This is a genomic window from Pseudomonas fluorescens, from assembly GCF_902497625.1.
In the GTDB taxonomy this organism is placed as follows: domain Bacteria; phylum Pseudomonadota; class Gammaproteobacteria; order Pseudomonadales; family Pseudomonadaceae; genus Aquipseudomonas; species Aquipseudomonas fluorescens_BQ.
In genome coordinates this window covers 14,709-40,504 of sequence record NZ_CABVGX010000025.1, presented here as the reverse complement: position 1 = coordinate 40,504, position 25,796 = coordinate 14,709, and the positions used below count along the sequence as shown (strand labels likewise).

22 protein-coding genes are annotated in these 25,796 nt (G+C 61.3%); 7 read left to right on the top strand and 15 right to left on the bottom strand.

Translation table 11 applies throughout. The features are described from left to right. The first annotated feature begins 205 nt into the window (after positions 1-205). Positions 206-1,597: an L-cystine transporter gene (locus F8N12_RS16390; RefSeq protein ID WP_150581374.1), complete on the top strand. Its 1,392-nt coding sequence runs from the start codon at positions 206-208 to the stop codon at positions 1,595-1,597. A gap of 90 nt (positions 1,598-1,687) precedes the next feature. On the opposite strand, the gene F8N12_RS16385 is transcribed toward F8N12_RS16390, so the two are convergent. After that, positions 1,688-2,200, bottom strand: a complete 513-nt coding sequence (locus tag F8N12_RS16385) for a dihydrofolate reductase (RefSeq protein ID WP_150581373.1) — start codon at positions 2,198-2,200, stop codon at positions 1,688-1,690. Between the two features lie 100 nt (positions 2,201-2,300). Here F8N12_RS16385 and F8N12_RS16380 point away from each other — a divergent pair, with 100 nt between their 5' ends. Together F8N12_RS16380 and F8N12_RS16375 are read left to right on the top strand one after the other, a co-directional pair. Continuing rightward, positions 2,301-3,671 (top strand): DUF2868 domain-containing protein, encoded by a 1,371-nt coding sequence (locus tag F8N12_RS16380; RefSeq protein ID WP_150581372.1) that lies wholly within the window; start codon positions 2,301-2,303, stop codon positions 3,669-3,671. Next, positions 3,664-5,043, top strand: coding sequence for a GTPase/DUF3482 domain-containing protein (locus tag F8N12_RS16375; RefSeq protein WP_150581371.1), 1,380 nt, complete (start codon positions 3,664-3,666; stop codon positions 5,041-5,043). The genes F8N12_RS16380 and F8N12_RS16375 overlap by 8 nt, the downstream gene beginning before the upstream one ends. 295 nt (positions 5,044-5,338) lie before the next feature. On the opposite strand, the gene F8N12_RS16370 is transcribed toward F8N12_RS16375, so the two are convergent. The 7 genes from F8N12_RS16370 to F8N12_RS16340 form a co-directional block, all read right to left on the bottom strand. Then, the gene (locus F8N12_RS16370) at positions 5,339-5,908 is read right to left on the bottom strand and encodes a phosphonate degradation HD-domain oxygenase (protein ID WP_150581370.1); all 570 of its coding nucleotides are present in this window, start codon (positions 5,906-5,908) and stop codon (positions 5,339-5,341) included. Continuing rightward, complete coding sequence (locus tag F8N12_RS16365; protein ID WP_150581369.1) at positions 5,908-7,041, bottom strand: TIGR03364 family FAD-dependent oxidoreductase; 1,134 nt, start codon at positions 7,039-7,041, stop codon at positions 5,908-5,910. Before F8N12_RS16365 ends, F8N12_RS16370 begins: the two co-directional genes overlap by 1 nt. A gap of 141 nt (positions 7,042-7,182) precedes the next feature. Continuing rightward, positions 7,183-8,208, bottom strand: coding sequence for a putative 2-aminoethylphosphonate ABC transporter substrate-binding protein (locus F8N12_RS16360; protein ID WP_150581368.1), 1,026 nt, complete (start codon positions 8,206-8,208; stop codon positions 7,183-7,185). A 42-nt stretch (positions 8,209-8,250) separates the two neighbouring features. After that, positions 8,251-9,975 (bottom strand): putative 2-aminoethylphosphonate ABC transporter permease subunit, encoded by a 1,725-nt coding sequence (locus tag F8N12_RS16355; protein WP_150581367.1) that lies wholly within the window; start codon positions 9,973-9,975, stop codon positions 8,251-8,253. After that, positions 9,975-11,051, bottom strand: a complete 1,077-nt coding sequence (locus F8N12_RS16350; protein WP_150581366.1) for a putative 2-aminoethylphosphonate ABC transporter ATP-binding protein — start codon at positions 11,049-11,051, stop codon at positions 9,975-9,977. The genes F8N12_RS16355 and F8N12_RS16350 overlap by 1 nt, the downstream gene beginning before the upstream one ends. A 290-nt stretch (positions 11,052-11,341) precedes the next feature. Beyond that, positions 11,342-12,205: a LysR family transcriptional regulator gene (locus F8N12_RS16345; protein WP_150581365.1), complete on the bottom strand. Its 864-nt coding sequence runs from the start codon at positions 12,203-12,205 to the stop codon at positions 11,342-11,344. 16 nt (positions 12,206-12,221) lie between these two features. Then, entirely contained in the window at positions 12,222-14,483 is a 2,262-nt protein-coding gene (locus F8N12_RS16340) for a heavy metal translocating P-type ATPase (protein ID WP_150581364.1), read from the bottom strand. Between the two features lie 84 nt (positions 14,484-14,567). On the opposite strand from F8N12_RS16340, the gene cadR reads away from it, so the two are divergent. Further along, positions 14,568-15,017, top strand: coding sequence for a Cd(II)/Pb(II)-responsive transcriptional regulator (gene cadR, locus F8N12_RS16335; RefSeq protein WP_150581363.1), 450 nt, complete (start codon positions 14,568-14,570; stop codon positions 15,015-15,017). 126 nt (positions 15,018-15,143) lie between these two features. Here cadR and F8N12_RS16330 read toward each other — a convergent pair whose 3' ends face one another. The 3 genes from F8N12_RS16330 to F8N12_RS16320 all read right to left on the bottom strand — a co-directional run bounded on the left by F8N12_RS16330 (position 15,144) and on the right by F8N12_RS16320 (position 17,834). Next, the gene (locus F8N12_RS16330) at positions 15,144-16,115 is read right to left on the bottom strand and encodes a thymidylate synthase (RefSeq protein ID WP_150581362.1); all 972 of its coding nucleotides are present in this window, start codon (positions 16,113-16,115) and stop codon (positions 15,144-15,146) included. 47 nt (positions 16,116-16,162) lie between these two features. Next, positions 16,163-16,969, bottom strand: a complete 807-nt coding sequence (lgt, locus tag F8N12_RS16325) for a prolipoprotein diacylglyceryl transferase (RefSeq protein ID WP_150581361.1) — start codon at positions 16,967-16,969, stop codon at positions 16,163-16,165. An 82-nt stretch (positions 16,970-17,051) separates the two neighbouring features. Continuing rightward, positions 17,052-17,834 carry a sulfite exporter TauE/SafE family protein gene (locus F8N12_RS16320; protein WP_150581360.1) on the bottom strand — a complete coding sequence of 261 codons (783 nt, stop codon included), beginning with the start codon at positions 17,832-17,834 and terminating at the stop codon, positions 17,052-17,054. 132 nt (positions 17,835-17,966) lie between these two features. On the opposite strand from F8N12_RS16320, the gene F8N12_RS16315 reads away from it, so the two are divergent. Beyond that, positions 17,967-18,713, top strand: a complete 747-nt coding sequence (locus F8N12_RS16315; protein WP_150581359.1) for an NRDE family protein — start codon at positions 17,967-17,969, stop codon at positions 18,711-18,713. A gap of 112 nt (positions 18,714-18,825) precedes the next feature. Here F8N12_RS16315 and ptsP read toward each other — a convergent pair whose 3' ends face one another. Beyond that, positions 18,826-21,105 (bottom strand): phosphoenolpyruvate--protein phosphotransferase, encoded by a 2,280-nt coding sequence (gene ptsP, locus F8N12_RS16310; RefSeq protein ID WP_150581358.1) that lies wholly within the window; start codon positions 21,103-21,105, stop codon positions 18,826-18,828. 22 nt (positions 21,106-21,127) lie between these two features. Then, the gene (locus F8N12_RS16305; protein WP_028623697.1) at positions 21,128-21,607 is read right to left on the bottom strand and encodes an RNA pyrophosphohydrolase; all 480 of its coding nucleotides are present in this window, start codon (positions 21,605-21,607) and stop codon (positions 21,128-21,130) included. 143 nt (positions 21,608-21,750) lie between these two features. Here F8N12_RS16305 and F8N12_RS16300 point away from each other — a divergent pair, with 143 nt between their 5' ends. Then, positions 21,751-22,407 carry an HAD family hydrolase gene (locus F8N12_RS16300; RefSeq protein ID WP_150581357.1) on the top strand — a complete coding sequence of 219 codons (657 nt, stop codon included), beginning with the start codon at positions 21,751-21,753 and terminating at the stop codon, positions 22,405-22,407. 119 nt (positions 22,408-22,526) lie between these two features. On the opposite strand, the gene F8N12_RS16295 is transcribed toward F8N12_RS16300, so the two are convergent. Beyond that, positions 22,527-22,952, bottom strand: coding sequence for a DUF2269 domain-containing protein (locus tag F8N12_RS16295; protein ID WP_150581356.1), 426 nt, complete (start codon positions 22,950-22,952; stop codon positions 22,527-22,529). Between the two features lie 38 nt (positions 22,953-22,990). Next, a complete protein-coding gene (ilvA, locus tag F8N12_RS16290; RefSeq protein ID WP_150581355.1) occupies positions 22,991-24,505 on the bottom strand; it encodes a threonine ammonia-lyase, biosynthetic in 1,515 nt (504 codons plus the stop codon). 552 nt (positions 24,506-25,057) lie between these two features. Between ilvA and rpiA the strand changes: the two genes are divergently transcribed. Then, positions 25,058-25,732 carry a ribose-5-phosphate isomerase RpiA gene (rpiA, locus tag F8N12_RS16280; protein ID WP_150581354.1) on the top strand — a complete coding sequence of 225 codons (675 nt, stop codon included), beginning with the start codon at positions 25,058-25,060 and terminating at the stop codon, positions 25,730-25,732. The last annotated feature ends 64 nt before the right edge of the window (positions 25,733-25,796 follow it).

Below are 25,796 nucleotides of genomic sequence, written 5' to 3'. Positions count from 1 at the left end.
GCAAATTTCCACAACGATCTACTCCTGACTGCGACCGCCTGAGTCCCCTACGCGTCAGCTGCATCCCCGACAACGACACCCGCTTATTCCAAAAACGACAGTCCTTCTGCTTTTTTGATATTAATTCATTGTAAATCAAGCTGTTAGGCTTGCCGGCTCGCAGCTTCCCCGGAGGGGCTGGCACAAGTCTTAGTGGAGTTTCTCAATGAACCTGCCGTTGATCCTCAATCTGCTGGTGTTCCTCGCCCTGCTTTTTGGCCTGGCGCAAACCCGTCACACCTCGTGGAGTCTGGCAAAAAAAGTCTTGCTTGCGTTGGTGCTGGGCGTGGCATTCGGTGTCGCTCTGCATACCGTTTACGGTGCTGGCAACCCGATCTTGAAAGCCTCGATCGGCTGGTTCGATCTAGTGGGCAACGGTTATGTGCAGTTGTTGCAAATGATCGTGATCCCGCTGGTCTTCGCCTCGATCCTCAGCGCCGTGGCGCGGCTGCACAATGCTTCGTCGCTGGGCAAGATCAGCTTCCTGACCATCGGCACGCTGCTCTTCACCACGGCCATCGCGGCGCTGATCGGCATCGGCTTGACCAACCTGTTCGGCCTGACCGCTGAAGGACTGGTCGCCGGCACCCAGGAAATGGCCCGCTTGCAAACCATTCAGAACGACTACGCCGGCAAAGTTGCCGACCTCAATGTGCCGCAGTTGCTGTTGTCATTCATCCCGCAAAACCCCTTCGCCGACCTGGCCCGGGCCAAGCCGACGTCGATCATCAGCGTGGTGATTTTTGCGGCATTCCTGGGCGTAGCCGCGCTGCAACTGCTGAAAGATGACGTCGAGAAAGGTCAGAAAGTGATCAGCGCCATCGACACCTTGCAGGCGTGGGTGATGCGTCTCGTGCGTCTGGTGATGAAGCTGACCCCGTATGGGGTTATGGCGCTGATGACCAAAGTGGTCGCCGGCTCCAACCTGCAAGACATCATCAAGCTGGGCAGTTTTGTGGTGGTTTCCTACATCGGGCTGGGTTTGATGTTTGTGGTCCATGGCGTGCTGGTGTCCGCCGCCGGGATTAATCCGCTGCGCTTTTTCCGCAAAATCTGGCCGGTGCTGACGTTTGCCTTCACCAGCCGCTCCAGCGCCGCGACGATTCCGTTGAGTATCGAAGCGCAGACCAACCGTCTGGGCATCCCGCAGTCGATCGCCAGTTTCGCCGCCTCGTTTGGCGCGACCATCGGCCAGAACGGTTGTGCCGGTCTATACCCGGCGATGCTGGCGGTAATGGTGGCGCCGACGGTGGGCATCAACCCGCTGGACCCGCTGTGGATCGCGACGCTGGTGGCGATCGTCACCCTGAGTTCGGCAGGTGTCGCGGGGGTGGGCGGTGGTGCAACGTTCGCCGCGCTGATCGTATTGCCGGCAATGGGTTTGCCGGTGTCACTGGTGGCGTTGCTGATTTCGGTTGAACCGCTGATCGATATGGGTCGTACGGCGCTGAACGTGAGTGGCTCGATTGCGGCGGGGGCGATTACCAGTCAGGTGATGCAGCAGACGGATAAGGAGTTGCTGGGGGCGGATGAGCATGCCGAACTGGCGCACGCTTAAGTAGCGCCTGACAGACCGTTATCGCGAGCAGGCTCACTCCTACAATTGGAATGCGTTCCCCTGTAGGAGTGAGCCTGCTCGCGATACGTTTTAGACTTTTTCCCAGACCTCGAAGCTGTACGCCGGCTTATCGCCCGCAGCCGGATTCGGAACATTCGACACCTGTTTCCACTGGTTCAAATCAAACTCCGGAAACCACGCATCCCCCTCCGGGCTCAAGGCCACGCGCGTCAGATACAACCGGTCTGCCTGCGCCAGTCCCTGCGCATACAACTGCGCCCCACCAATCAACATCAGTTCATCGACGCCCTGCTCCCGCGCCCATGCTTCGGCGCGGACCACGGCGGCTTCCAGCGACGGATAAACCTCCGCACCGTCCAGCACCAGGCCGGTCTGACGACTGACCACCAGATTCAACCGCCCCGGCAGCGGACGGCCGAGAGAATCCCAGGTCTTGCGACCCATGATGATCGGCTTGCCGAGCGTGGTCGCCTTGAAGTATTTGAAGTCCCCCGGCAGGTGCCAGGGCATGCTGTTGTCGACGCCGATCACGCGGTTTTCACCGAGGGCTGCAATCAGGCTGAGGGGGAGTGATTTGGTCATGCCGGCGAGGATACCAGAGCCTCAGCTTCTCGCAACGTAGCCCCCCGACAAGCGCCACAGCGGTTATGCTCACAAGCTCAATGGAGCGACGGGACGACGCGTGACTGAACTGAATACCCTCTGGTTGACCGAAACCATCCGCTTGCGGGAAGAACACGCCGGCCCTCTGGATGATCTGGAAGCCAACCGTCTTGCCCGCAGCGCAGGGGGTGACTTGTCGGCACGCATCCGGCGCCGCGCACTCTGGCTGGCCGAGCGCGACGGGCTGAGCAACGCCCTCACGCACTGGCTGCAAGGCGCGCGCCTGGCGCTGATCGTCATGGCGATACTGGCCGTCGTCACCGGCGCTGGCCTGGCATTCACCGCACTCGGCGACGGCCAGACGCCGGTGAATGTCTTCTGGGCGCTGGGCAGTCTGCTTGGGCTGAACCTGATTCTGTTGATCAGCTGGGCACTGGGCTCGGTATTTGCCGGTGACCACGGCGCAACGCTTGGCCGCTTGTGGTTGTGGCTTAGCGAAAAACTCGCCCGCGATGCCAAGGCTGCACAACTGGCACCGGCCCTGCTCCTGCTGCTGCAACGTCACAAACTCAATCGCTGGGCACTCGGTGCGCTGGTCAACGGCCTGTGGCTGCTGGCGATGCTCAGCGCATTGGTGATTCTGCTGATGCTGATGGCGACCCGCCGTTATGGCTTCGTCTGGGAAACCACGATCCTCGGCGGCGACACCTTCGTCACCCTGACTCAAGCCCTTGGCGCGGTACCTGCCCTGCTCGGTTTCAGCGTGCCGACCGTGGAGATGATCCGCGCCAGCGGCGACAGCGCGTTGAACATCGAAAGCGCGCGCCAGGCCTGGGCGGGGTGGCTGGTGGGCGTGTTGCTGATCTATGGCGTGTTGCCGCGTCTGCTACTGGCTGCGTTCTGCCTGTGGCGCTGGAAGAGCGGCAAAGCCCGTCTGCGTCTGGATATGAACCTGCCCGGTTACGCGCAACTGCGCGAACGGCTGATGCCCACCAGCGAGCGCCTCGGGATCAGCGATGCGGCGCCCGAACATTTGCATCGTGTCGAAAGCACGGTCAATGCGCTGCAAAGCGACGGCGCGCTGCTGGTCGCGATCGAGCTGGATGATCAGCGACCGTGGCCGCCATCGCTGCCGAAAAATGTCAGCGACGCAGGCATTCTCGACAGTCGTGAGTCGCGCCATAAATTACTCGAACAACTCAGCCGTTTTCCGCCCGCTCGCCTGGCCATCGCATGCGATCCGCGCCGTTCACCGGATCGCGGCAGCCTCACGCTGATTGCCGAACTGGCGCGTAACGCGAGCGCCACCCGTGTCTGGCTGTTGCAAGCGCCTCCGGGTGAAGCGCTCGATGCCGACCGGCTCGGTGACTGGCACCTGGCGCTGCAGCAACTGGAGCTGGCATTTTCCGACAGTGCGCCGCTGAACTGGCTGGAGACAGGTCATGACTAAGCCGGGCAAACCGCCGCTGAAACTCGCCGTCGTCGGCCATACCAACGTCGGCAAGACCTCATTGTTGCGCACCCTCACGCGGGATGTCGGTTTCGGCGAAGTGTCGCACCGGCCCAGCACCACACGACACGTCGAAGGCGCACGGTTATCGGTGGACGGTGAACCGTTGCTCGACCTGTTCGACACGCCGGGGCTGGAAGACGCCATCGCCCTGCTCGATTACCTCGAACGCCTGGAGCGTCCCGGCGAACGCCTCGACGGCCCGGCGCGACTGGCGCGATTTCTGGAGGGTAGCGAAGCACGGCAACGCTTCGAACAGGAAGCCAAAGTGCTGCGGCAACTGCTGACCTGCGACGCCGGTCTCTACGTGATTGATGCCCGCGAGCCGGTGCTGTCGAAATACCGCGATGAACTGGAGGTGCTGGCCAGTTGTGGCAAACCGCTGTTGCCGGTGCTCAATTTCGTCAGCAGCGCCAACCACCGCGAACTGGATTGGCGAGAAGCGCTGGCGCGGCTGGGCTTGCACGCGCTGGTGCGTTTCGACAGCGTCGCGCCGCCGGAAGATGGCGAGCGTCGACTCTATGAAAGCCTCGCGCTGCTGCTGGAAACCTCGCGGCCACAACTGGAGCGCCTGATTACCGATCAACAGGCGCAACGCCTCGCGCGTCAACACGGTGCGGCACGATTGATTGCCGAGCTGCTGATCGATTGCGCCGCGTGCCGGCGCAGTGTGGTCAGCGACCCGGAGCAGGAACAACAAGCGATCAGCGAGCTGCGCAAAGCCGTACGTCAACGCGAACAACGTTGCGTCGAAGCGCTGCTCAGGCTTTATGTGTTCCGGCCGCAAGATGCGGCAGCCAGCGACTTGCCGCTGCTCGACGGGCGCTGGGGCGATGACCTTTTCAATCCGGAAACCCTCAAGCGGCTGGGTGTGCGCGTCGGCGGCGGTATTGCAGCGGGCGCGGCGGCGGGGGCTGGCGTCGATCTGCTGGTCGGTGGCCTGACCCTGGGCGCAGCAGCGCTGGCCGGTGCAATTGCCGGCGGCGCACTGCAAACCGCGCGCAGTTATGGCAGCCGTTTACTCGGCAAGATCAGAGGCCAGCGCGAACTGACCGTCGATGACAGCGTACTGAGGCTGCTGGCGTTGCGTCAGCGTCAGCTGCTGCAGGCGCTGAATGCCCGCGGACATGCGGCGATGGACAGCATTCAGGTCGCCACGCCGCAGGACAAGACCTGGCGCGAAGGCAAATTACCCGAAGCCTTGAACAAGGCCCGCGCGCATCCGCAGTGGACGTCGCTCAATCCTCATCCGAAGCTGGATCAGGCCGAGCGCCAGGAGCAAATCGAAGCACTGGCCGAAAAAGTCCTGTAGCAGCTGCCGAGCCCGCGCGGCTGCGTTCGGCTGCGAAGCAGATGCCAAAGCTGCTGACGCGAAGTGTCTGAGAACCGAATCGCCCATGGTGCGAGTGCTTCGGCTTCGGACGCAGCCTCGCAAGCTCGGCAGCTGCTACGGGGATTGTGGGCGATGTCACCTCGGACGCAGCCTCGCAGGCTCGGCAGCTGCTACGGGGATTGGGGGCGATGTCACCTCGGACGCAGCCTCGCAGGCTCGGCAGCTGCTACGGGGATTGGGGGCGATGTCAGCGAGTGCTTTGACTGTATGGCACTCAACGTGACGCGCCGGACAAAACGTTCGCGGCTTTGCATTTCAAGATCTCGAGATCTATCACCGGCACATCCATCTCCTTCGCCGACTCATCCCACTGACGCATACGTAAACTGACCGCGCACAACGGATCACGCTCGAACGCCTCAGCCTCCACCTCCGTCATCACCCCACCCTGATACGCCAACGTCCGGCGACTGGCTTCGCTCAACCGCTCGAAATAGTCGGGCTCCCTGAGCGTCAGGTAGCGCTTGGCTTGCACGTGGTATTCCACCAGCCGCGCCAGGCGTTCGCTGAAGCCGGCGCGGCGCAGGTAATCGGCGCCCAGTCGTTCATGGCTGACCACGCCAAACCCGCCCATGTTCTCGGTAGTTTCGGCAGCGCATATGTGGCCGATGTCATGGAAGAACGCCGCGAGCACCACCTCATCATCGAAGCCTTCGGTGATCGCCAGCTGAGCAGCCTGAGACATGTGCTCAAGCTGCGACACTGGCTCACCGATGTAATCATTGTCGCCAAACCGTTCATACAGACTGAATACTTCCTCGATGACTTGCCCATTGCGGTCCATCAACTTTCTCCCAACAAGGTCGCGACATTACGCTCGGCCATCGCCGGGCCGACGCTCATGCCGACACCGCTGTGCATCAGGGCCATACTAACGCCTGGCATTGGCCGCAAAAACGAAAACGGCCCCGGCCCTCGTGAACCATAGACGCCCTGCCAGCGCTCCACTACTCGCACCTTGCAGCCCAGTGTCTGCTCAGCGAGTTCGATCATCCAGTCATCGACCTGTTCCGCGTTGAACGGTGAAGGATCACGGCCGTAGTGATGGGAATCGCCAATGATCAACTCACCGTAAGGCGTGGGGCTGATCAGCAAGTGAATGCCGTTGTCATGCAAGTGCGGTTGCTCGCGCAGGATCTGCGCCTGCACGGCGGCCGCTTCCGGCAGATCGGCGAAGGCCCCGTAATGCACGCAACTCAGACCGGTGAGCAGTGCGTGTTGCAGGTTGAGATTGTGCTGCGGACGGGCGCGGAGCATTTGCAGGCGACAGATCTGCGGTTCGAGCGCAGCGATGGGTTCGGCCAGCAGCGTCTGATAATCGTGGCCGGAACAGACGATGATCTGCTCGGCGCTGAAAGTGCCCGCGGTGCTGTGCAGGCGCCCCGGCTCGATGTCGCGCACCAGCGTCGAAAAGTGAAACTCGACGCCGAGTTCGCGGCGCAGGTAGTCGATCAACGCCGGGATCGCTTCGCGCGAGTACAGCTGCTGGTCTTCGATGCCGTGCAACGCTGCGCGGTGATGCCGAAACTGGCCGCCATAGAGGTCGCGCAGCGCCGCGCCTTGCAACAATTCGACGCGGTAGTCGTGCTCCACGGCGCGGCCGGCGCAGAACATTTCCAGCAGGTGCTCTTCCGCTTCGGTACGGGCAAACAGGTATGAACCGTTGCGCTTGAGTTGCAGGCCAGCGTGTTGCGCCCAATCGCCCCAGATAGCGCGGCTGGCTTTGGCCAGTTCGAGCATCTGGCCCGGCGGCTGACCGGTGACGAGGGCCTGGCCGAAGTTACGCACCGACGCGCCGATCGGGGTTTCGCTGCGTTCGAAAACCGTGACCTTGAGGCCGCGCCTGGCAGCGGCGTAGGCGTGGGACAGACCTAAAATTCCGGCGCCGATGATCAGCATGTCGTTGTGTTGTGTCATTGGAATAATGTCCTGAATGAAAGACCGCTATCGCTGCCAGGCCAGCTCCCACAGGGTTGGCGCTAAACACAAATTCTGTAGCTGCCCTGAAACTGTGGGAGCTGGCCTGCCAGCGATGAGGCCTTGTCAGTCAATGAAGATTTACTTGGCAACCACCTTCTCGGACTTGCCGTCATAGCGCTTGCGCCACTCGGCCAGGATTGCATCGCGATTCTTCGAGGCCCAGGCGAAGTCATTCTTGATCAGGCGCTGCTCATAATCCGCCGGCAATTCGGTCTGCGGCTTGGCGATGCCAGGCTGCGCAAGAACAGCAAAGTTTTCTTTGTACAAGTCCATCGCCGCCGGGCTGGCAGAGAAATCAGCCAGTTTCTTCGCAGCTTCCTCGTGCGGTGTGCCCTTGATCACCGCAGTCGCTTCGATCTCCCAGCCCAAGCCCTCTTTCGGCAGGATGATGTCCAGGGGCGCGCCCTGACGTTTCAGCTGCACAGCGGGGTATTCAAAGGAAATGCCGATCGGGAATTCACCGGCCGCGGCCAGTTTGCACGGCTTGGAACCGGAGTGAACGTACTGACCAATGTTCTGGTGCAGGTCGTCCATGTACTGCCAGCCCTGCTTCTCGCCGAAGGTCTGCAGCCAGGCGCTGACGTCGAGAAAACCAGTGCCGGAAGACGCCGGGTTAGGCATGACGATCTTGCCTTTGTACTCAGGCTTGGTCAGGTCCTGCCAGCTCACCGGTTTGCTCAAACCCTGCTTCTCCGCTTCGACGGTGTTGAAGCAAATGGTCGCGGCCCAGACGTCCATGCCAACCCACGCAGGCGGGTTGGCGGCGTCGCGATAGTTGCCGCCGATCTTGTCGAGGTCTTTAGGCGCGTAGGTTTGCAGCATGCCTTGCTGATCGAGAATCGCCAGGCTCGAAGCGGCCAGCCCCCAGACGGCGTCAGCCTGCGGACGCGCTTTTTCAGCGAGCAATTTGGCGGTGATGATGCCGGTGGAATCGCGTACCCACTTGATCTCGACGTCCGGGTTGGCTTTTTCGAAGGCTTGTTTGTACGTTTTCAATTGTTCAGCTTCGAGGGCGGTGTACACCGTCAACTCAGTGGTCGCCGCAAGGGCGTTCAGGCTGAAAGCGGAGAGGACAGCAGCGGCCAGAGCCAGGGGCTTGAACATGATCTTTTCCTGTTTTGAGTTGAGGTTATTTTGAGCAGTGAATCAGTTGCCGGGCGCGGTCTGCCGCCAAGCCTGAGAGCGGCGCAACAAACCGCGCGAGGCCCAGGCCAGCAGCAGGGACACGCCCGCTGAGGTAAACAGAATCAGGGTCGACATCGCCGCCGCGCCGCCGACGTTGCCGGCGTCGTCCATGTTCAGCACCGCCACGGCCGCGAGGATGGTGTCGGGGCTATAGAGAAAAATTGCCGCCGAGACGGTGGTCATGCCCGAGACGAACAGGTAGCGCACGATGTCCAGCAGCGCCGGCAGGCAGATCGGCACGGTGACCCGCAGGTAATGCCGATAAAGCGGCGCCTTGAGCGACAGCGCTGCGGCTTCGAACTCGGCGTCGAGCTGACGCAGCGCGGTGGTCGCGGTCATCTGCGCGGTGGTCAAATAGTGAGCGATGGTGCAAACCACCAACAGCGTCATGGTCCCGTAGAGCACATGCAGCGGGTTGCCGCTGAGGTTGAAGAAGAAGACGTAACCGAGGCCGAGCACCAGGCCGGGGACCGCCATCGGTACAAAGCTGAGCATGCGCAGGCTCAGGTTCAGGCCGCGCTGGCCTTTGGTTTTTTCCATCAGGTAGGCACCGGTGAAGATCAGCACGCTGCCGATCAATGCCGTGCAGATGGCCATCCTCACGCTGTTGCCATAGGCCAGCCAGCCGCCGCCCGCCGTGTCATTGAACTGGTAGTGGTTGAGCGACAGCGACAGGTTGTACGGCCAGAATTTCACCAGTGACGAGAACACGGCCATGCCGAACACCAGCAGCAACGCCGCGCAGATCAGCAAGACGATGGTGAGGTAGCAACCATCGCGCAGCCTCGAAGGTGCCGGTTGAAAGACCTGCGCCCGACCGCTCATGGAATCGCCCTGACGCCGACGCAGCCAGGCATCCACCGCAAAACTCAGCAGCGCCGGCAGCAGCAGAACCATGCCGATCAGCGCGCCGCGACCAAATTGCTGTTGGCCAACCACGGCTTTGTAGGCTTCCAGCGCGAGTACTTGATAATCACCTCCGACAACGACGGGCACGCCGAAGTCGGTGATGGTCAAGGTGAACACCAGACAGAACGCAGCGAACACGGCCTGACGCGTCGCCGGCCAGGTGATACTGCGAAAGGCTTTGGCCGGACTGGCGCCCATGCTGGAGGCGGCGTCGAACAGTCGCGCATCTGCCAGCGACAGCGCCGACAGCAGAATCATCAAGGCGTGGGGGAAGGTGTAAATGACCTCGCCGAGCACGATGCCCCAGAAACCGTAGATGTTGTCCGAGAGCAAACCGCGCAACATGCCCTGATTGCCGAACAGATAGACCAGTGCGATGCCCGGCAACATCGACGGCGCCATCAGCGGCAACAGCGAGATGCCGCGCCAGATGCCCTTGCCGGGAATCAATGTGCGTTGCAGCGCGTAGGCAAACAGGTAGGCCAGCGGTACGACGATGGCCGCCACGCTAAGGGAAACTTTCAGGCTGTTCCCGACCAGCCAGTGAAAGTTGGCACTGGTGACCAGCTCGCGTGCGGCGACCCAACCACCGCCCTGCCCGGCTTCCGAACTGAAGCCGCGCCAGAAGATCGCCAGCAACGGCATCAACACCGCGACGCCGAGCAGCACCAGCAAAAGGACCTTGCCGCCGACCACGAACACCCGGTCGCCTATCTCGGCACGGGAGGTCTGCCGAACCTGCTTGTGCGGTATCGGCAGCGCCATATTCGCGCTCATCAGGCGAACACCTGCAAGCTGCGCGGGGGCAAAGCGACCATGATCTGCTGCGCGCCGAGGCGTGGCATGGATTCTGGCGCCAGCTCGGCGAGCAAGGCGTGACCGGGCAATTGATCGAGTTCGAAACTCATGCGGCAGCGGTTGCCGAGGAAGGTAATTTCGCGGATTTTCGCCGGGAACAGGTTTTCCTCGTGCACCGGCGGGTTGACGTTGATCGCTTCCGGGCGGCAGAACAGACGGCCCGACGTGGTATTCGCGCTGCCATCGGCCAGGCGCATGCTCATGCCGCCGACCTGCGCGTGGCTAACGCTACTGCGGTTGAAGGGCAGCCAGTTCCCCTGGCCGACAAATTCCGCCACAAACGGCGTCGCCGGTCGGTCGTAGATGTCTTGCGGCGTGGCGTACTGCTCGACCTTGCCGTTGTTCATCACGGCGATGCGGTCGGCCATCAGCATGGCTTCGTCCTGGTTGTGCGTGACCATCAGCGTGGTCACGCCGAGGTTGCGCTGCAGCTGACGCAGCTCGGTGCACAGATGCTCGCGAACCCGGGCGTCGAGGGCCGACATCGGTTCGTCGAGCAACAACAGCGAGGGCGCCGGCGCCAGAGCGCGAGCCAGGGCGACACGTTGTTGCTGGCCGCCGGACAACTGGCCAGGGTATTTTTTTTCGCTACCAATCAGGCCGACTAGCTCCAGCATCTGCCCCACGCGCTTGCGCACTTCATCGCGGCCACTGCCGGCGAGGCCGTAGGCAATGTTCGCTTCGACGGTCAGATTGGGGAACAGCGCGTAGGACTGGAACAGAATGCCGTAGTCGCGAGCCTGCGGTGCTAGGTGGGAAACGTCGCGATCACCGAGGTACAGTTCGCCGCTGTCCTGCTTCTCGAGACCGGCGATGCAGCGCAGCAAGGTGGTTTTGCCACAGCCGGACGGGCCGAGCAGGCACACCAACTCGCCAGCGGCGACGTCGAGCGAGACGTTGTCCAGTGCGGTGAAAGCGCCAAAGCGTTTCTGCACGCCACGCACTTTCATCGGCGCACCGGGGTTGGTCAGGGCAGTTGCGATCGAGTGGTTCATGGACAGGCCTCATCAAGCAGATGAGGCTCATCCTAGGGATGTAATGCGTCTGTCATGTGGCAGCGAGGCAAAAATGGCTGATAGTGGTATTGGGGGATTTGGGTTGGGGAGCTCTGCGGTCTTATGCCGGATGAAATTGTGGCGAGGGGGCTTGCCCCCGTTGGGTCGCGAAGCTGCCCTAAAACCTGTGATCGTGTTTCGTCAGGCAGATCGCATTCAATGGTTTTACGACTGCTGCGCAGCCGAACGGGGTAGTGCGGCATTCCGATAAATCCCCTCGCCACAAGGGACTAAACAGGCGACATCTCCTGCGCCAACCCCAAAAACGCCGCCGGCAATCGCGCGCCCTTGCGCTCCTTGAGGCAGTACAGATACTCGGGAATCTGCGGCGCATTCTCCAGGGTCAGCACGCGCAATTGCGCATCGTGCGGGACTTCCTGGCGCGCGATCAGGCTAATGCCGATGTTGCGCAGCACCGCTTCGCGAATCGACTCGCGGCTGCCGATCTCCAGCAACGGGCCGAAGCTGACCCCGGCGCCGGCCAGCAACTCTTCAGTCAAACGCCGGGTGGTCGAGCCCGACTCGCGCATTAACAAGGTATGCCCGGCCAGTGCGCTCAGCGGCACATGGTCGTGCACCGCCAGCGGGTGATTGCGATGCACCGCCAGCACCAGCGGATCGCTGCCGAGCACCCGGCGGATCAACCGCGCATCGTCGAGCATCTGCGAAGACGCGGCAACGTCGACCCGATAATCCTCCAGCGCCTCAAGCACCTGTTGAGAATTGCCGATCTCCACCGACACCTCCACCTGCGGCAGACGCTCACGAAAGGCCTTCACCAGATCGAGAATGTAATACGGCGCCGTGGCGGCAATGCGCAACGTGCCCTGAACCTGGCCGCTGTTGCGCAGGAAAAATTCGATATCCGCTTCCTGCTGCAACAGCGCCTTGACCATCGGCAGCAGGCGCGCGCCCTCTTCACTGATGCTTAAGCGCCGGCCGCCGCGGTAGAACAGTTCCACCGAATACTGGCTTTCCAAATGGCGAATCTGCGTCGTCACCGTCGGCTGACTGAGGCCGAGCTTCTTCGCGGCCAGGGTGATGCTGCCCAAACGGGCCACCATATAAAACGCCTTCAGCTCGGCACTCAGCACAGCTATCCCTCGTCGATCATTTGCGCAACAGGCGCAAACCGTTGAACACCACTAAAAGGCTGACGCCCATGTCGGCAAACACCGCCATCCACATCGTGGCGAACCCGGCAAAGGTTACCGCAAGAAAGATCGCTTTGATGATCAATGCCAGGGCGATGTTCTGTTTGAGGATGCGCGAGGTCTGGCGCGACAGCTGGATGAACGTGGGAATCTTACGTAGATCGTCGTCCATCAGAGCGACATCGGCGGTTTCTATCGCAGTATCGGTCCCGGCCGCGGCCATTGCGAAGCCGATTTCGGAACGGGCCAGCGCCGGCGCATCGTTGATGCCGTCGCCGACCATGCCGACCCGATGACCCTGTGCATAAAGTGCTTCGATGGCTTGCAGCTTGTCCGTCGGCAGCAGGTCGCCCTGCGCCTGATCAATCCCGACCTGTGCGGCAATGGCCTGCGCCGTGTGGGCATTGTCGCCGGTGAGCATCAGGGTCTTGATGCCCAGCTCGTGCAATTGCTGGATCGCTTCACGACTGGACTCTTTCACCGTGTCGGCCACGGCGAACAGCGCGAGCGGGCCGGCGGAATCGAGCAGCAACACCACGGATTTGCCCTGTTTTTCCAGGGCGAACAGCTTCTCTTCCAGCTCAGGCGAGCACAGGCCGAGGTCCTCGACCAGGCGGTGATTGCCCAGGTGATAGGTCTGGCCGTTGATGTCGCCCCGAACACCGCGCCCGCCCAGTGCCTCGAAGTTATCCACCGTCAACGCGGCAAGAAGTTTGTCTTGCGCCGCATTGGCAATCGCCAGCGATACCGGATGATCCGACCGGCCGGCCAGTGCCGCAGCGATTGCCGGCGCCGTTTCATCGGCAGTCGGATCCAGCGACAGGTAATCGGTCTGTACCGGCTTGCCGTGGGTGATCGTGCCGGTCTTGTCCAAGGCCAGATAATCGAGCTTGTAACCGCCCTCCAGATAGACGCCACCCTTGACCAGAATGCCTTTGCGCGCCGCTGCCGCGAGGCCGCTGACGATAGTCACCGGGGTGGAAATCACCAGAGCGCACGGGCACGCGACCACCAGCAACACCAGCGCCCGGTAGATCCAGTCAAACCAGACTGCGCCCATGAACAGAGGCGCAATCACCGCCACGCCCAGGGCCATGACGAACACTGCAGGCGTATAGATTTTTGAAAAGTGGTCGACGAAACGCTGGGTAGGCGCCCGCGCACCCTGGGCCTGTTCGACGGCATGAATAATCCGCGCCAGGGTCGAATGATTGGCCGCAGCGGTCACCGCGTACTCCAGCGATCCGGCCTGATTGATGGTGCCGGCGAAGACCTTGTCGCCGAGGGTCTTCTCGACCGGCAGGCTTTCCCCGGTGATCGGCGCCTGATCAATCGTCGAGTTACCCGACACCACCTCACCGTCGAGACCGATTCGCTCGCCAGGCCGGACACGAACCCGCGCCCCGAGGTCGACAGTTTTGACGTCCTGTAAATTCCAGCTGCCGTCGGCCTGCAACACCGTGGCCTGCTCCGGGGTCATCTGCATCAAACCGCTGATGGCGTTGCGCGCACGGTCCAGCGACTTCGCCTCGATCAATTCGGCGACGGTAAAGAGGAACATCACCATCGCCGCTTCCGGCCACTGCCCGATCAGGATCGCGCCAGTCACCGCAATGCTCATCAGCGCGTTGATGTTGAGATTGAGGTTCTTCAGGGCGATCCAGCCCTTTTTGTAGGTGCCGAGGCCGCCGCTGAGGATCGAGACCAGCGCAATCAACGCCACCACCCAGTTCGGCGCGGCGTCGGTGAAGTGGATAACTTCGGCGACCAGCGCGCTCACGCCGGACACTGCGAGCGGCCACCAGGATTTTTTCTCCGGCACAGGGGCCGGGGCCTCGACGCCCTGTTCCAGGGGCTCGGCGTGCATGCCGAGGGACTTGATCGCATCGATGATCGGCGCCGTCCCCGGCAGGTCGTGAGTGACACCCAATACGCGGTTGATCAGGTTAAATTCCAGTTGCTGCACGCCGGCGAGCTTACCGAGCTTGTTCTGGATCAGCGTCTGCTCGGTGGGGCAATCCATGGCGTCAATGCGAAAACTGCTCAGCCGCGCGTCGGCGCTGGGCGCCTCAGTCAACTGGACCAGCGCCGGCGCTGCGGCGGTCGAGGAGCAACAGGCATCACCCGTGCCGCCATGCGCGTGCTTGGGCGCGGGTTCGGGTTTGCTGCAGCAGGTGTCTGCGACTTCATGTTTATGCGTGTGCCGGGAATCGCTCATTGGTTTCGTCCATAAAAGTGCCTGTTGCCAAGTAAAGACCCTGTAGCCACTATAGGGTCAAGCATCTATTCGGAAATGCCCCTCATGAAAATTGGAGAACTGGCGAGACTCACCGACTGCGCCGTAGAGACCATCCGCTATTACGAACGCGAACACCTATTGCCGGAGCCGGCCCGCAGTGATGGTAACTACCGCGTCTACACCCAGGCCCACTCCGAACGCCTGACCTTCATCCGTAATTGTCGAACACTGGACATGACGCTGGAGGAGATCCGCAGTCTGCTGGCCTTGCGCGACAGCCCGCAGGATCAATGCGAAAGCGTGAATGCGCTGATTGATGAGCATATTCACCACGTCAAAGCGCGGATCGACGGCTTGCTGGCATTGCAGGCGCAACTGCTCGACCTGCGTCAACGCTGTGGTGAAGGGCCGGATGCGGATCAGTGCGGAATCTTGCAGCGCCTGGAAGTGAGCGGCGGGGTTGTGGCGACGGAGGTGGAGCACTCGCATGTGGGCCGTAGCCACGGACACTGAAAACACCACAAAACCAAATGTGGGAGCGGGCTTGCTCGCGAAGGCGTCGTGTCAGGCAACAATTATGTCGACTGGCATACCGCTTTCGCGAGCAAGCCCGCTCCCACAGGGGTACTGCGCTGTAGCTTAAACCGCCATCGGCGCGGTCATCGGTGGATGGTGCTCATACCCTTCCAGCGAGAAATCACCCGGCTCGATCAGTTCCAGCCACTCGGGCTGATACACACCGGTCTTGGCGAACTCCGGCACGCGATCGCTGATTACCAGCTTCGGCATCGGGAACGGCTCGCGCTTGAGCTGCTCGTTGAGCATGTCCAGATGGTTCTCGTAGACGTGGGCGTCACCGATGAAATAGGTGAACCAGCGCGGCGTGTAGCCGGTCAGGCGACCGATCAGGCTCAGCAGCGCGGCGCCTTCAGTCAGGTTGAACGGCGTGCCCAGGCCCAGATCGTTGGAGCGAATATAGAGCGTCAGAGAGATCTCCTTAGTCTCTACATTCGGGTGAAACTGATACAGCAGATGACACGGCGGCAAGGCCATTTCATCGAGCTGCGCCACGTTCCAGCCGTGGAACAGAATACGGCGGCTGCCCGGGTCCTTGATGATGGTGTCGATGCACTGGCGAATCTGATCGATCGCTTTGTACAGCACCACATAGGCTCGGCCGTCCTCTTCACCTTCAGCAATCTGACGATAACCCTGGCTCAGGGTCTGCTCGATGGCGGCTTTGTTGCTGACCGGGATCTGCTTGTACGCGGGCCATTTGCGCCACTGCACACCGTAGATTTCGCCGAGATCATCCTCGCCCTGACGGAACGGGTTGGCCAGCCACTGCGCGTTTTCGTTGGCGTTCTGGTCCCAGACCTTGCAGCCCAGCGCACGGAATTCGGCAGCGTTATTGACCCCGCGCAGAAAACCGCACATCTCGCCGATGGCCGATTTGAACGCCATCTTGCGCGTGGTGATCGCCGGGAAACCTTCCTTCAGGTCGTAGCGCAGCATCGCACCCGGAAAACTGATGGTGTTGATGCCGGTGCGGTTGGCCTGTTTGGTGCCGTTCTTGATGACGTGGGCGACCAGTTCGAGATATTGCTTCATGAATTACCTGTGTCCTTGAACCCGGGGCCGTCGCCCCAGGCTCCGATTTATACGGTCGCTGCTGGCGCTGCCGGTGCGCGGTGATACGCCAGCCAGATCAGGAAGAGCCCGCCGAGGATCATCGGTACGCAGAGCACCTGACCCATGGTCAGCCAGTTCCACGCCAGATAGCCGAGCTGCGCGTCGGGTACGCGGACGAACTCGACGATGAAACGGAAGATCCCGTAAAACAGCGCGAACATCCCGGAGACCGCCATGGTGGGCCGCGGCTTGCGCGAAAATATCCACAGGATCGCGAACAGCGCCACGCCTTCCAGCGCGAATTGATAAAGCTGTGAAGGGTGACGGGCCAGTTGCGCCGGATCGGTGGGGAACACCATCGCCCAGGGTACGTCGGTGGCTTTGCCCCACAACTCGGCGTTGATGAAATTGCCGATGCGCCCGGCGCCCAGGCCGATCGGCACCATGGGCGCCACGAAGTCCATCAACTGGAAAAACGACTTGCCGTTCTTCTTGCCGAACCACAACGCTGCGAGCATTACGCCGATAAACCCGCCGTGGAACGACATGCCGCCCTTCCACACTTCAAAAATCAGCGTCGGGTTGGCCAGATATGCGCTCAGGTCGTAAAACAGCACATAACCCAGACGACCGCCGACGATCACGCCCATCGACATCCAGAACACCATGTCGGAGAGCTTTTCTTTGCTCCAGGTCGGGTCGAAGCGGTTGAGCCGGCGCGACGCCAGCAGCCACGCACCGCCGATGCCGATCAGGTACATCAAACCGTACCAGTGGATTTTCAGCGGACCGATGGCCAGGGCCACCGGGTCGATCTGCGGGTAAGGCAGCATTGCGACTCCTCGTTAGAGTTGAAACCAAAAAATGCCCGGGCGACGCTGTCACGCCAGGATTAAGCCAGTATTGCGCTGCGCGTCAGAGCAGAAAGCTCAGGCCGACGCAGAACAGCAAAGCGGCGAACAGTCTTTTCAGCAGGCGCGGCGACAAGCGATGGGCCAGGCGTGCACCAAAGCGGGCGAAGATCATGCTGGTCAGGGCGATCCCCACCAGCGCCGGCAAATAAATGAAACCGAGACTATGGGCCGGCAACAGCGGATCGTGCCACCCCAGAATCATGAAACTCAATGCACTGGCCAGCGCAATCGGCAGACCGCAGGCCGACGACGTCGCTACGGCTTGCTGCATCGGCACGCTGCGCCAGGTCAGGAACGGCACGGTCAACGAGCCGCCGCCAATGCCGAAAATTGCCGACGCCCAGCCAATCACCGTGCCGGCCACGGTCAGCCCGACTTTACCGGGCACAGTGCGGCTGGCCTTGGGCTTGACGTCCAGCGCGAGCTGAACCGCAATGACCAGCGCAAACACTCCGATGATTTTCTGCAAGTTGGGCCCGGAGATCGCTTCGGCGGTCAGCGCACCAACACCGGCGCCGATCAATATGCCGCCAGTCATCCAGGCAAAGATCGGCCACCGCACGGCGCCGCGGCGGTGATGCTCGCGCACGGCATTGATCGAGGTGAAGATGATCGTGGCCAGCGATGTGCCGACCGCCAGGTGAGTCAGGATCAAGGGATCAAAACCCTGCAAGGTAAAACTGAACACCAGCACCGGGACAATGATGATCCCACCGCCCACGCCAAACAGGCCAGCCAGCACGCCCGCGCAGGCGCCGAGCGCCAGATAGAGCAGAAATTCCATGGCCGTCCTGGTCCGCTTCGCAAAATAGCCTCGCATGGTAACGGATGCGTGACCGGAGGCCCACTGCGGATGGCGATGGATCGATCAGCGTCGACTGCGTAGAGTGAGCAAAAAACACAGAAGGACCGCCTTATGTGCCTGATTGTTTTCGCCTGGCGACCAGGTCATGCGCAACCGCTGATCGTTGCGGCCAACCGCGACGAATTCTATGCCCGGCCCAGCCTGCCGCTGGCGCAATGGCCGGAAGCGCCGCAGGTTTACGCCGGCCGCGACCTCGAAGCCGGCGGCACCTGGCTGGGTATCGGCGCCAATGGACGCTTTGCCGCGCTGACCAATATTCGCGACCCCCATCAACCGCCCGCCCGAAAATCGCGCGGTGAGCTGGTGGCGCGATTTCTAACTGGTGAGATGCCGATCGATGATTATTTGAGCGAGGTTATCGGGCGCTCACTCGAATATGCCGGGTTTAACCTGTTGATCGGCAATGCTCATGAGCTGTGGCATTTCAACGCACACGAAACCGAGGCGGTGATGGTGCCGCCGGGTGTTTACGGGTTGTCGAACGCCGGGCTGGACACGCCCTGGCCGAAGTTGCTGAGGGCGCGCGCAGGGCTGGAAGCGTTGCTGGACGATCCGCAGCCGGAGGCGTTACTGGCATTGCTGAATGATCCGCAGCCTGCGCCGTTTACCGAATTGCCGGACACCGGGGTGGGATTGGCGACCGAAGCACTGTTATCGAGTGTGTTTATTGCCAGCCCGACTTATGGAACCCGGGCGAGTACGGCGCTGATTGTTCAGGCGGATGGGACACGACATATGGTCGAGAGGAGTTTCGGTCCATATGGGGGGCATCTTGGGGAGGTGGAAATCCGGGTGTGATGATTATTGTCTGGACTGGCCTCATCGCGAGCAGGCTCGCTCCCACAGGGTTTTGTGATCGACTCAGCCCCCCTGTGGGAGTGAGCCTGCTCGCGATGAGGCCATCAGCATTTTAGAGAGTCTTGGCCGACGCCGGATTGATCATCCGCGCCAGGCCCAGATTCTTCAGGGCCAATTGCAGCGAGCTGTGGATAACTTGCGGGTTGTCGATGGTCATCAGCTCAGCCAGCAATTCCCTGGCCTTGCTCAGATTGATCTGGCGCAGCATCCACTTCACTTTCGGCAGGTTGGTGGCGTTCATCGACAGGCTGTCAAAACCCATCGCCATCAACAACACTGCCGCTGCCGGGTCACCGGCCATTTCCCCGCAGATACTCACCGGCTTGCCTTCGGCGTGTGCGTCGCGCACCACGTTCTGCAGGGCCTGAAGCACAGCCGGGTGCAGGTAGTCGTAGAGATCGGCGACCCTTGGATTGTTGCGGTCAACCGCCAGCAAGTATTGGGTCAAGTCGTTGGATCCGACCGACAGGAAGTCCACCTGACGCGCCAGTTCCTTGGTCTGATACACCGCCGCCGGGATCTCGATCATCACGCCAATCGGCGGCATCGGCACATCGGTGCCTTCGTCGCGCACTTCGCCCCAGGCCCGATGGATCAGGTGCAGGGCTTCTTCGAGTTCATGAGTGCCGGAGATCATCGGCAGCAGAATACGCAGATTGTTCAAGCCTTCACTGGCCTTGAGCATCGCGCGGGTCTGCACCAGGAAGATTTCCGGGTGGTCGAGGGTCACCCGAATTCCGCGCCAGCCGAGGAACGGGTTGTCTTCCTTGATCGGGAAGTACGACAGCGACTTGTCACCGCCGATGTCCAGGCTGCGCATGGTCACCGGTTGTGGATGGAACGCGGAAAGCTGCTCGCGATAGATCGCCAACTGCTCCTTTTCGCTCGGGAAGCGCTGGTTGATCATGAACGGCACTTCGGTGCGGTACAGGCCCACGCCTTCGGCGCCGCGTTTTTGTGCGCGTGCAACGTCCGCCAGCAGGCCGGTGTTGACCCACAGTGGCATGCGGTGGCCATCGAGCGTTACGCACGGCAGATCACGCAGCGCATCCAGCCCGAGCGAAAGTTGTTTTTCTTCCTCGACCACTTCGGCGAATTGCTTGCGCAGCACATCGCTGGGGTTGGTATAGACCTCGCCGTGGTAACCGTCGACGATCATCTGGATGCCGTCGACCTTGGAATACGGCAGATCGACCAAGCCCATCACCGTCGGAATGCCCATGGCACGCGCCAGGATCGCCACGTGCGAGTTGCCCGAGCCGAGGACCGAAACCAGACCGACCAGCTTGCCTTCCGGCACCTCGCCGAGCATCGCCGGCGTCAGTTCTTCGCTGATCAGAATGGTGTTGTCGGGGTAGACGAGCGTCTGCTGACGTTCTTCCTGGAGATAGGCCAGCAAGCGACGGCCGAGGTCCTTGACGTCGGAGGCACGCTCACGCAGGTAGGCGTCGTCCATCAACTCGAAACGGTTGACGTGTTCAGTGACCACCTGACGCAATGCGCCCTGCGCCCACTGGCCGGTCTTGATCACGGTGGTGATTTCGCTGCCGAGCGAGGCATCGTCGAGCATCATCAGGTAGACATCGAACAGCGCGCGCTCTTCCGGGCGCAGCTGATTCGCGAGTTTGGCGGACAACGCACGCATGTCGGCGCGCACGCCTTCGATGGCGGTCTTGAACAGCCCCAGCTCGGCGGTAATGTCGGTGATGGTCTTGTCCGGCACCACGTCCAGATCGGCTGGCGGCAACATGACCACCGCAGTACCGACCGCCGCACCCGGCGAGCCTGGTACGCCGACGAACTTTGCCTCCTGAATGCCTTTGCCCTGACGGCCCAGACCGCGGATCGAACCGGTGGCCTCGGCGTGGGCGATAACGCCGGCGAGTTGCGCACTCATGGTCACCAGGAAGGCTTCTTCACCTTCATCGAACTGGCGACGCTCTTTTTGCTGAATGACCAGCACGCCGACGACGCGGCGGTGGTGAATGATCGGTGCGCCGAGGAAAGATGCATAACGCTCCTCACCGGTTTCGGCGAAGTAACGATAACGCGGGTGACCCGCAGCGTTTTCCAGGTTCAAGGGTTCTTCACGGGTACCGACCAGACCGACCAGACCTTCGTTCGGGGCCATGCTGACCTTGCCGATCGAGCGCTTGTTGAGGCCCTCGGTGGCCATCAGCACGAATCGATTGGTCTCGGGGTCAAGCAGGTAGACCGAGCAGACCTGACTGCCCATCGCCTCTTTGACGCGCAGCACAATAATGCCCAACGCCGCCTTGAGATCCTTGGCGGAGTTAACTTCCTGGACGATCTTGCGCAGCGTATTGAGCATGGCTCGGGGTCGAACTCCGTCGTCAGTCGCGCGATAAAAGGCGCGGGGCAAGCTCTTTGAGAGCGCGTCGATACACCTCGCGCTTGAATGTCACCACCTGGCCCAACGGATACCAATAACTGACCCAGCGCCAGCCATCGAATTCCGGTTTACCGGTCAAATCCATCCGCACCCGCTGCTCGTTGGAGATCAGGCGCAGGAGAAACCATTTCTGTTTCTGGCCGATGCACAGCGGTTGGCTGTGGGTCCTGACCAGACGTTGCGGCAAACGATAGCGCAACCAGCCCCGGGTGCAGGCGAGTATTTCAACATCCTCGCGCTCCAGTCCGACTTCTTCGTTCAACTCGCGGTACAAGGCGTCTTCCGGCGTCTCCTGGGGGTTGATCCCTCCCTGTGGAAACTGCCAGGCATCTTGATTGATACGGCGAGCCCATAGCACCTGTCCAGCATCATTCGTGAGAATGATCCCGACATTGGGGCGGAAACCATCGGGGTCGATCACGGCAACAACCTCGCAAACGCATGTTGTCGCATTGTTCCACAAAGGTCGTGAAGGCAGCAACGAGGCTGCCTACCTTATGTGCACTCTTGTGAAAAGTCCGTATTCTGGACGCCTTTCTACAGACTTTTCAGCGAGCAACCGCAATGCGCCTGGCTTTATTCGACTTGGACAACACGCTTTTGGGCGGCGACAGTGACCACGCCTGGGGCGATTACCTGTGCGAGCGCGGCTTCCTCGACGCCGTGGCCTACAAGGCTCGCAACGACGAGTTCTATCAGGATTACCTGGCTGGCAAGCTGGACAATGACGCATATCTGAATTTTTGCCTGGAAGTGCTCGGCCGCACCGAGATGGCCACGCTGACCCAGTGGCACCTGGATTACATGCGCGACTGCATCGAGCCGATCGTGCTGCCAAAGGCCATGGACCTGCTGGCCAAGCACCGCGACGCCGGCGACAAACTGGTCATCATCACTGCCACCAACCGCTTTGTGACCGCGCCGATCGCGTTGCGCCTGGGCGTCGACACCCTGATCGCCACCGAATGCGAGATGGTCGATGGCCGTTACACCGGGCGCAGCACTGACGTTCCCTGCTTCCGTGAAGGCAAGGTGACGCGGCTGAATCGTTGGTTGGAAGAGACCGGGCATTCACTGGAGGACAGCTATTTCTACAGCGACTCCATGAATGATTTGCCGTTGCTTGAGCAGGTGGCGAACCCGGTGGCGGTGGATCCGGACCCGAATTTGCGCGCCGAAGCACAGAAGCGTGGCTGGCCGGTGATGTCATTGCGCGACTGACATCACCTGTAGCAGCTGCCGAGGCACGAGGCTGCGATGGGCTGCGAAGCGGCCCCTATGGCTGGTCCTGCGGGACCGCAACGCAGCCTCGTGCCTCGGCAGCTGCTACACGGTCCGCGCTAAACCGGCTTGGCACCCATCAGTCCGGCAATCGCGACGAAACAGACGAAGCTGAATAACGCTAACGCAAAGGTGAACTTGCCGCTCCCGCCCGACGCCTTGCGCAACTTGTTCAACCGCACCAATAGCCAGAACCAGCCCAGCGCCGCCACCGTGTAAAGCACACTCGAGGCCAGTAACCACGTCTGCCCCAGCGGCCAGCCCACCAGATGCACCATCCACCAACCCGTGAACGGCATACTCAACAATGCCAAGCCCATCAGCAGCCAGACGAACAGCCGTGGCCGTTGCAGCGTGCGCGCCGCAGCAGTCGCATCACCACTACGCCGCGTTTGCCAGACCCATATCGCCAGGCCCAGTGCACAGCCGAACATGATTGCTGTCGCCGCGGTGTGCGCCATTTTCAGGGCGGTTAACGTATCCATGGTTCGATTTCCCTATGACTTGCCATCAGCGTAGCCACTCAGCCAAGAAACAGCTGATAGGCCGGGTTGTCGCTTTCATCCCAATACGGGTAGCCGATTTCCTCAAGTGCTGCTGGAACCAGATGACGCTCGTCGTGAGGCACCTGCAGCCCGGCCACCACGCGACCATCCGCCGCGCCGTGGTTGCGGTAATGGAACATCGAGATATTCCAGCGCCCGCCGAGTTTGCTGAGAAAATTGAACAACGCGCCCGGACGCTCCGGGAATTCGAAACGCAGCACTACCTCATCGACAACGTGCGCCGCACGCCCGCCGACCATGTGGCGAATGTGCAACTTGGCCAACTCGTTGTCGGTCAGGTCGAGCACTGGAAAACCCTGCTCGGTCAGACTGGCGAGCAGTGCACTGCGCGGGTCGTTGTCCGGGTGGGTCTGTACTCCGACGAAGATGTGCGCTTCGCTGCCGGTGTTGTAGCGGTAGTTGAATTCTGTGATCTGGCGTTTGCCGATGGCTTCGCAGAACGCCTTGAAACTGCCCGGTTTCTCCGGGATGGTCACGGCGATAATGGCTTCGCGACCCTCGCCCAGTTCGGCGCGCTCGGCAACATGGCGCAAACGGTCAAAGTTGACGTTGGCACCTGAATCGATCGCGACGAAGGTGTGGCCGGCAAGCCCGTGCTGCTCGACGTATTTTTTGATCCCGGCAACGCCGAGTGCGCCGGCAGGTTCGGTGATCGAGCGGGTATCATCGTAGATATCCTTGATGGCCGCACAGATTTCGTCAGTGCTGACAGTAATCACTTCATCGACATGATCTTTGCAGATTTCAAACGTATATTGACCGATCTGCGCCACGGCAACGCCGTCGGCAAAAATGCCAACGGTTGGCAACACCACGCGCTCGCCGGCCGCCATGGCCATCTGCAAGCAGTTGGAGTCGTCTGGCTCGACGCCGATGATTTTGATTTCCGGGCGCAGGTATTTCACGTAAGCGGCGATACCGGCGATCAGCCCGCCACCGCCTACCGGAACGAAAATCGCATCCAGGCGGCCAGGGTGCTGGCGCAGAATTTCCATCGCCACCGTGCCCTGCCCGGCAATGGTGTGGGGATCGTCATAGGGGTGAATGTAAACGTAGCCTTTTTCATCGACCAGCTTCAGCGAGTAGGCCAGGGCTTCCGGAAACGAATCCCCGTGCAGGACCACTTTGCCGCCACGTGAGCGCACGCCTTCGACTTTGATTTCCGGGGTGGTCTTGGGCATGACGATGGTCGCTTTCACGCCTAATACCTTCGCCGCCAGCGCCAGGCCTTGCGCGTGGTTGCCCGCCGACGCGGTCACGACGCCACGGGCACGTTCCTCGTCGCTCAACTGAGTGAGCTTGTTGTAAGCGCCGCGAATCTTGAACGAGAACACCGGCTGCAAGTCTTCACGCTTGAGCCAAATGCTGTTGCCCAGCCGCTCGGAGAGCTGACGGGCAGTCTGCAACGGGGTTTCTACGGCAACGTCATAAACGCGCGAGGTGAGGATCTTTTTGACGTACTGTTCGAGCATCGGAAAACATCACTGAGCGGTTTGGGCAGGGCCAAGGAGTCTAACCCGGCTTTCGGCCGGGCGACCACACTAAACCGGTGGTTTTAACCCTCCATAGGCGATGGAGACTCATTGTGGCGAGGGGGCTTGCCCCCTTAGCAGCAGATCCACTGTGGCGAGGGGGCTTGCCCCCTTTGCAGCAGATCCACTGTGGCGAGGGGGCTTGCCCCCTTTGCAGCAGATCCACTGTGGCGAGGGGGCTTGCCCCTTTGCAGCACATCCACTGTGGCGAGGGGGCTTGCCCCTTTGCAGCACATCCACTGTGGCGAGGGGGCTTGCCCCCGTTCGGCTGCAAAGCAGTCGTAAAAATGTGCGAATGAGGTCTGCCTGAAAGAATGCCGGGGAGCGCTTCGCGCTCCAACGGGGGCAAGCCCCCTCGCCACAAGCTAGCCCCCTCGCCACAAAATAAAACTCCCACTGACATACCGCCGCACCGGCCAATCGGGCAATGACCTCCCCCGTCCTGAAGCTTATAATGCCGGCCTTTCGTCCTCTCGGCACTTCGGAGCCCGCATGAACCAGGATCAACTCAAACAGGCAGTGGCTCAGGCCGCCGTCGACCTCATCCTCCCGAAACTCGATGACAAGAGCATCGTTGGGATTGGCACTGGCTCCACCGCCAACTGTTTCATCGATGCCCTGGCGAAGCACAAAGGTGCGTTCGACGGCGCGGTCGCCAGCTCCGAAGCGACTGCCGCGCGCCTGAAGGGACATGGCATTCCGGTGTACGAACTGAACACCGTCAGCGACCTTGAGTTCTATGTCGATGGCGCCGATGAAAGCGATGAGCACCTGAATCTGATCAAGGGCGGCGGCGCTGCGCTGACGCGCGAGAAGATCGTCGCCGCTGTGGCCAAGACCTTCATCTGCATCGCCGATGGCAGCAAACTGGTGCCGGTCCTCGGCGCGTTCCCGCTGCCGGTCGAAGTGATCCCGATGGCTCGTAGCCACGTGGCCCGCGAGCTGGTGAAGCTCGGCGGCGACCCGGTTTACCGCGAAGGCGTGCTGACCGATAACGGCAACATCATTCTGGATGTGTTCAACATGCAGATCACCAACCCGGTGGAGCTGGAAACGCAGATCAATGCGATTGTGGGCGTGGTCACCAACGGTTTGTTTGCGGCGCGTCCGGCGGATCTGTTGCTCTTGGGCACCAGCGAAGGTGTGAAAACCTTGCGCGCCCAGTAAGACCAACGCAAAACCTGTGGGAGCGAGCCTGCTCGCGAAGGGGCAGCATCAGTCGATGGAGATG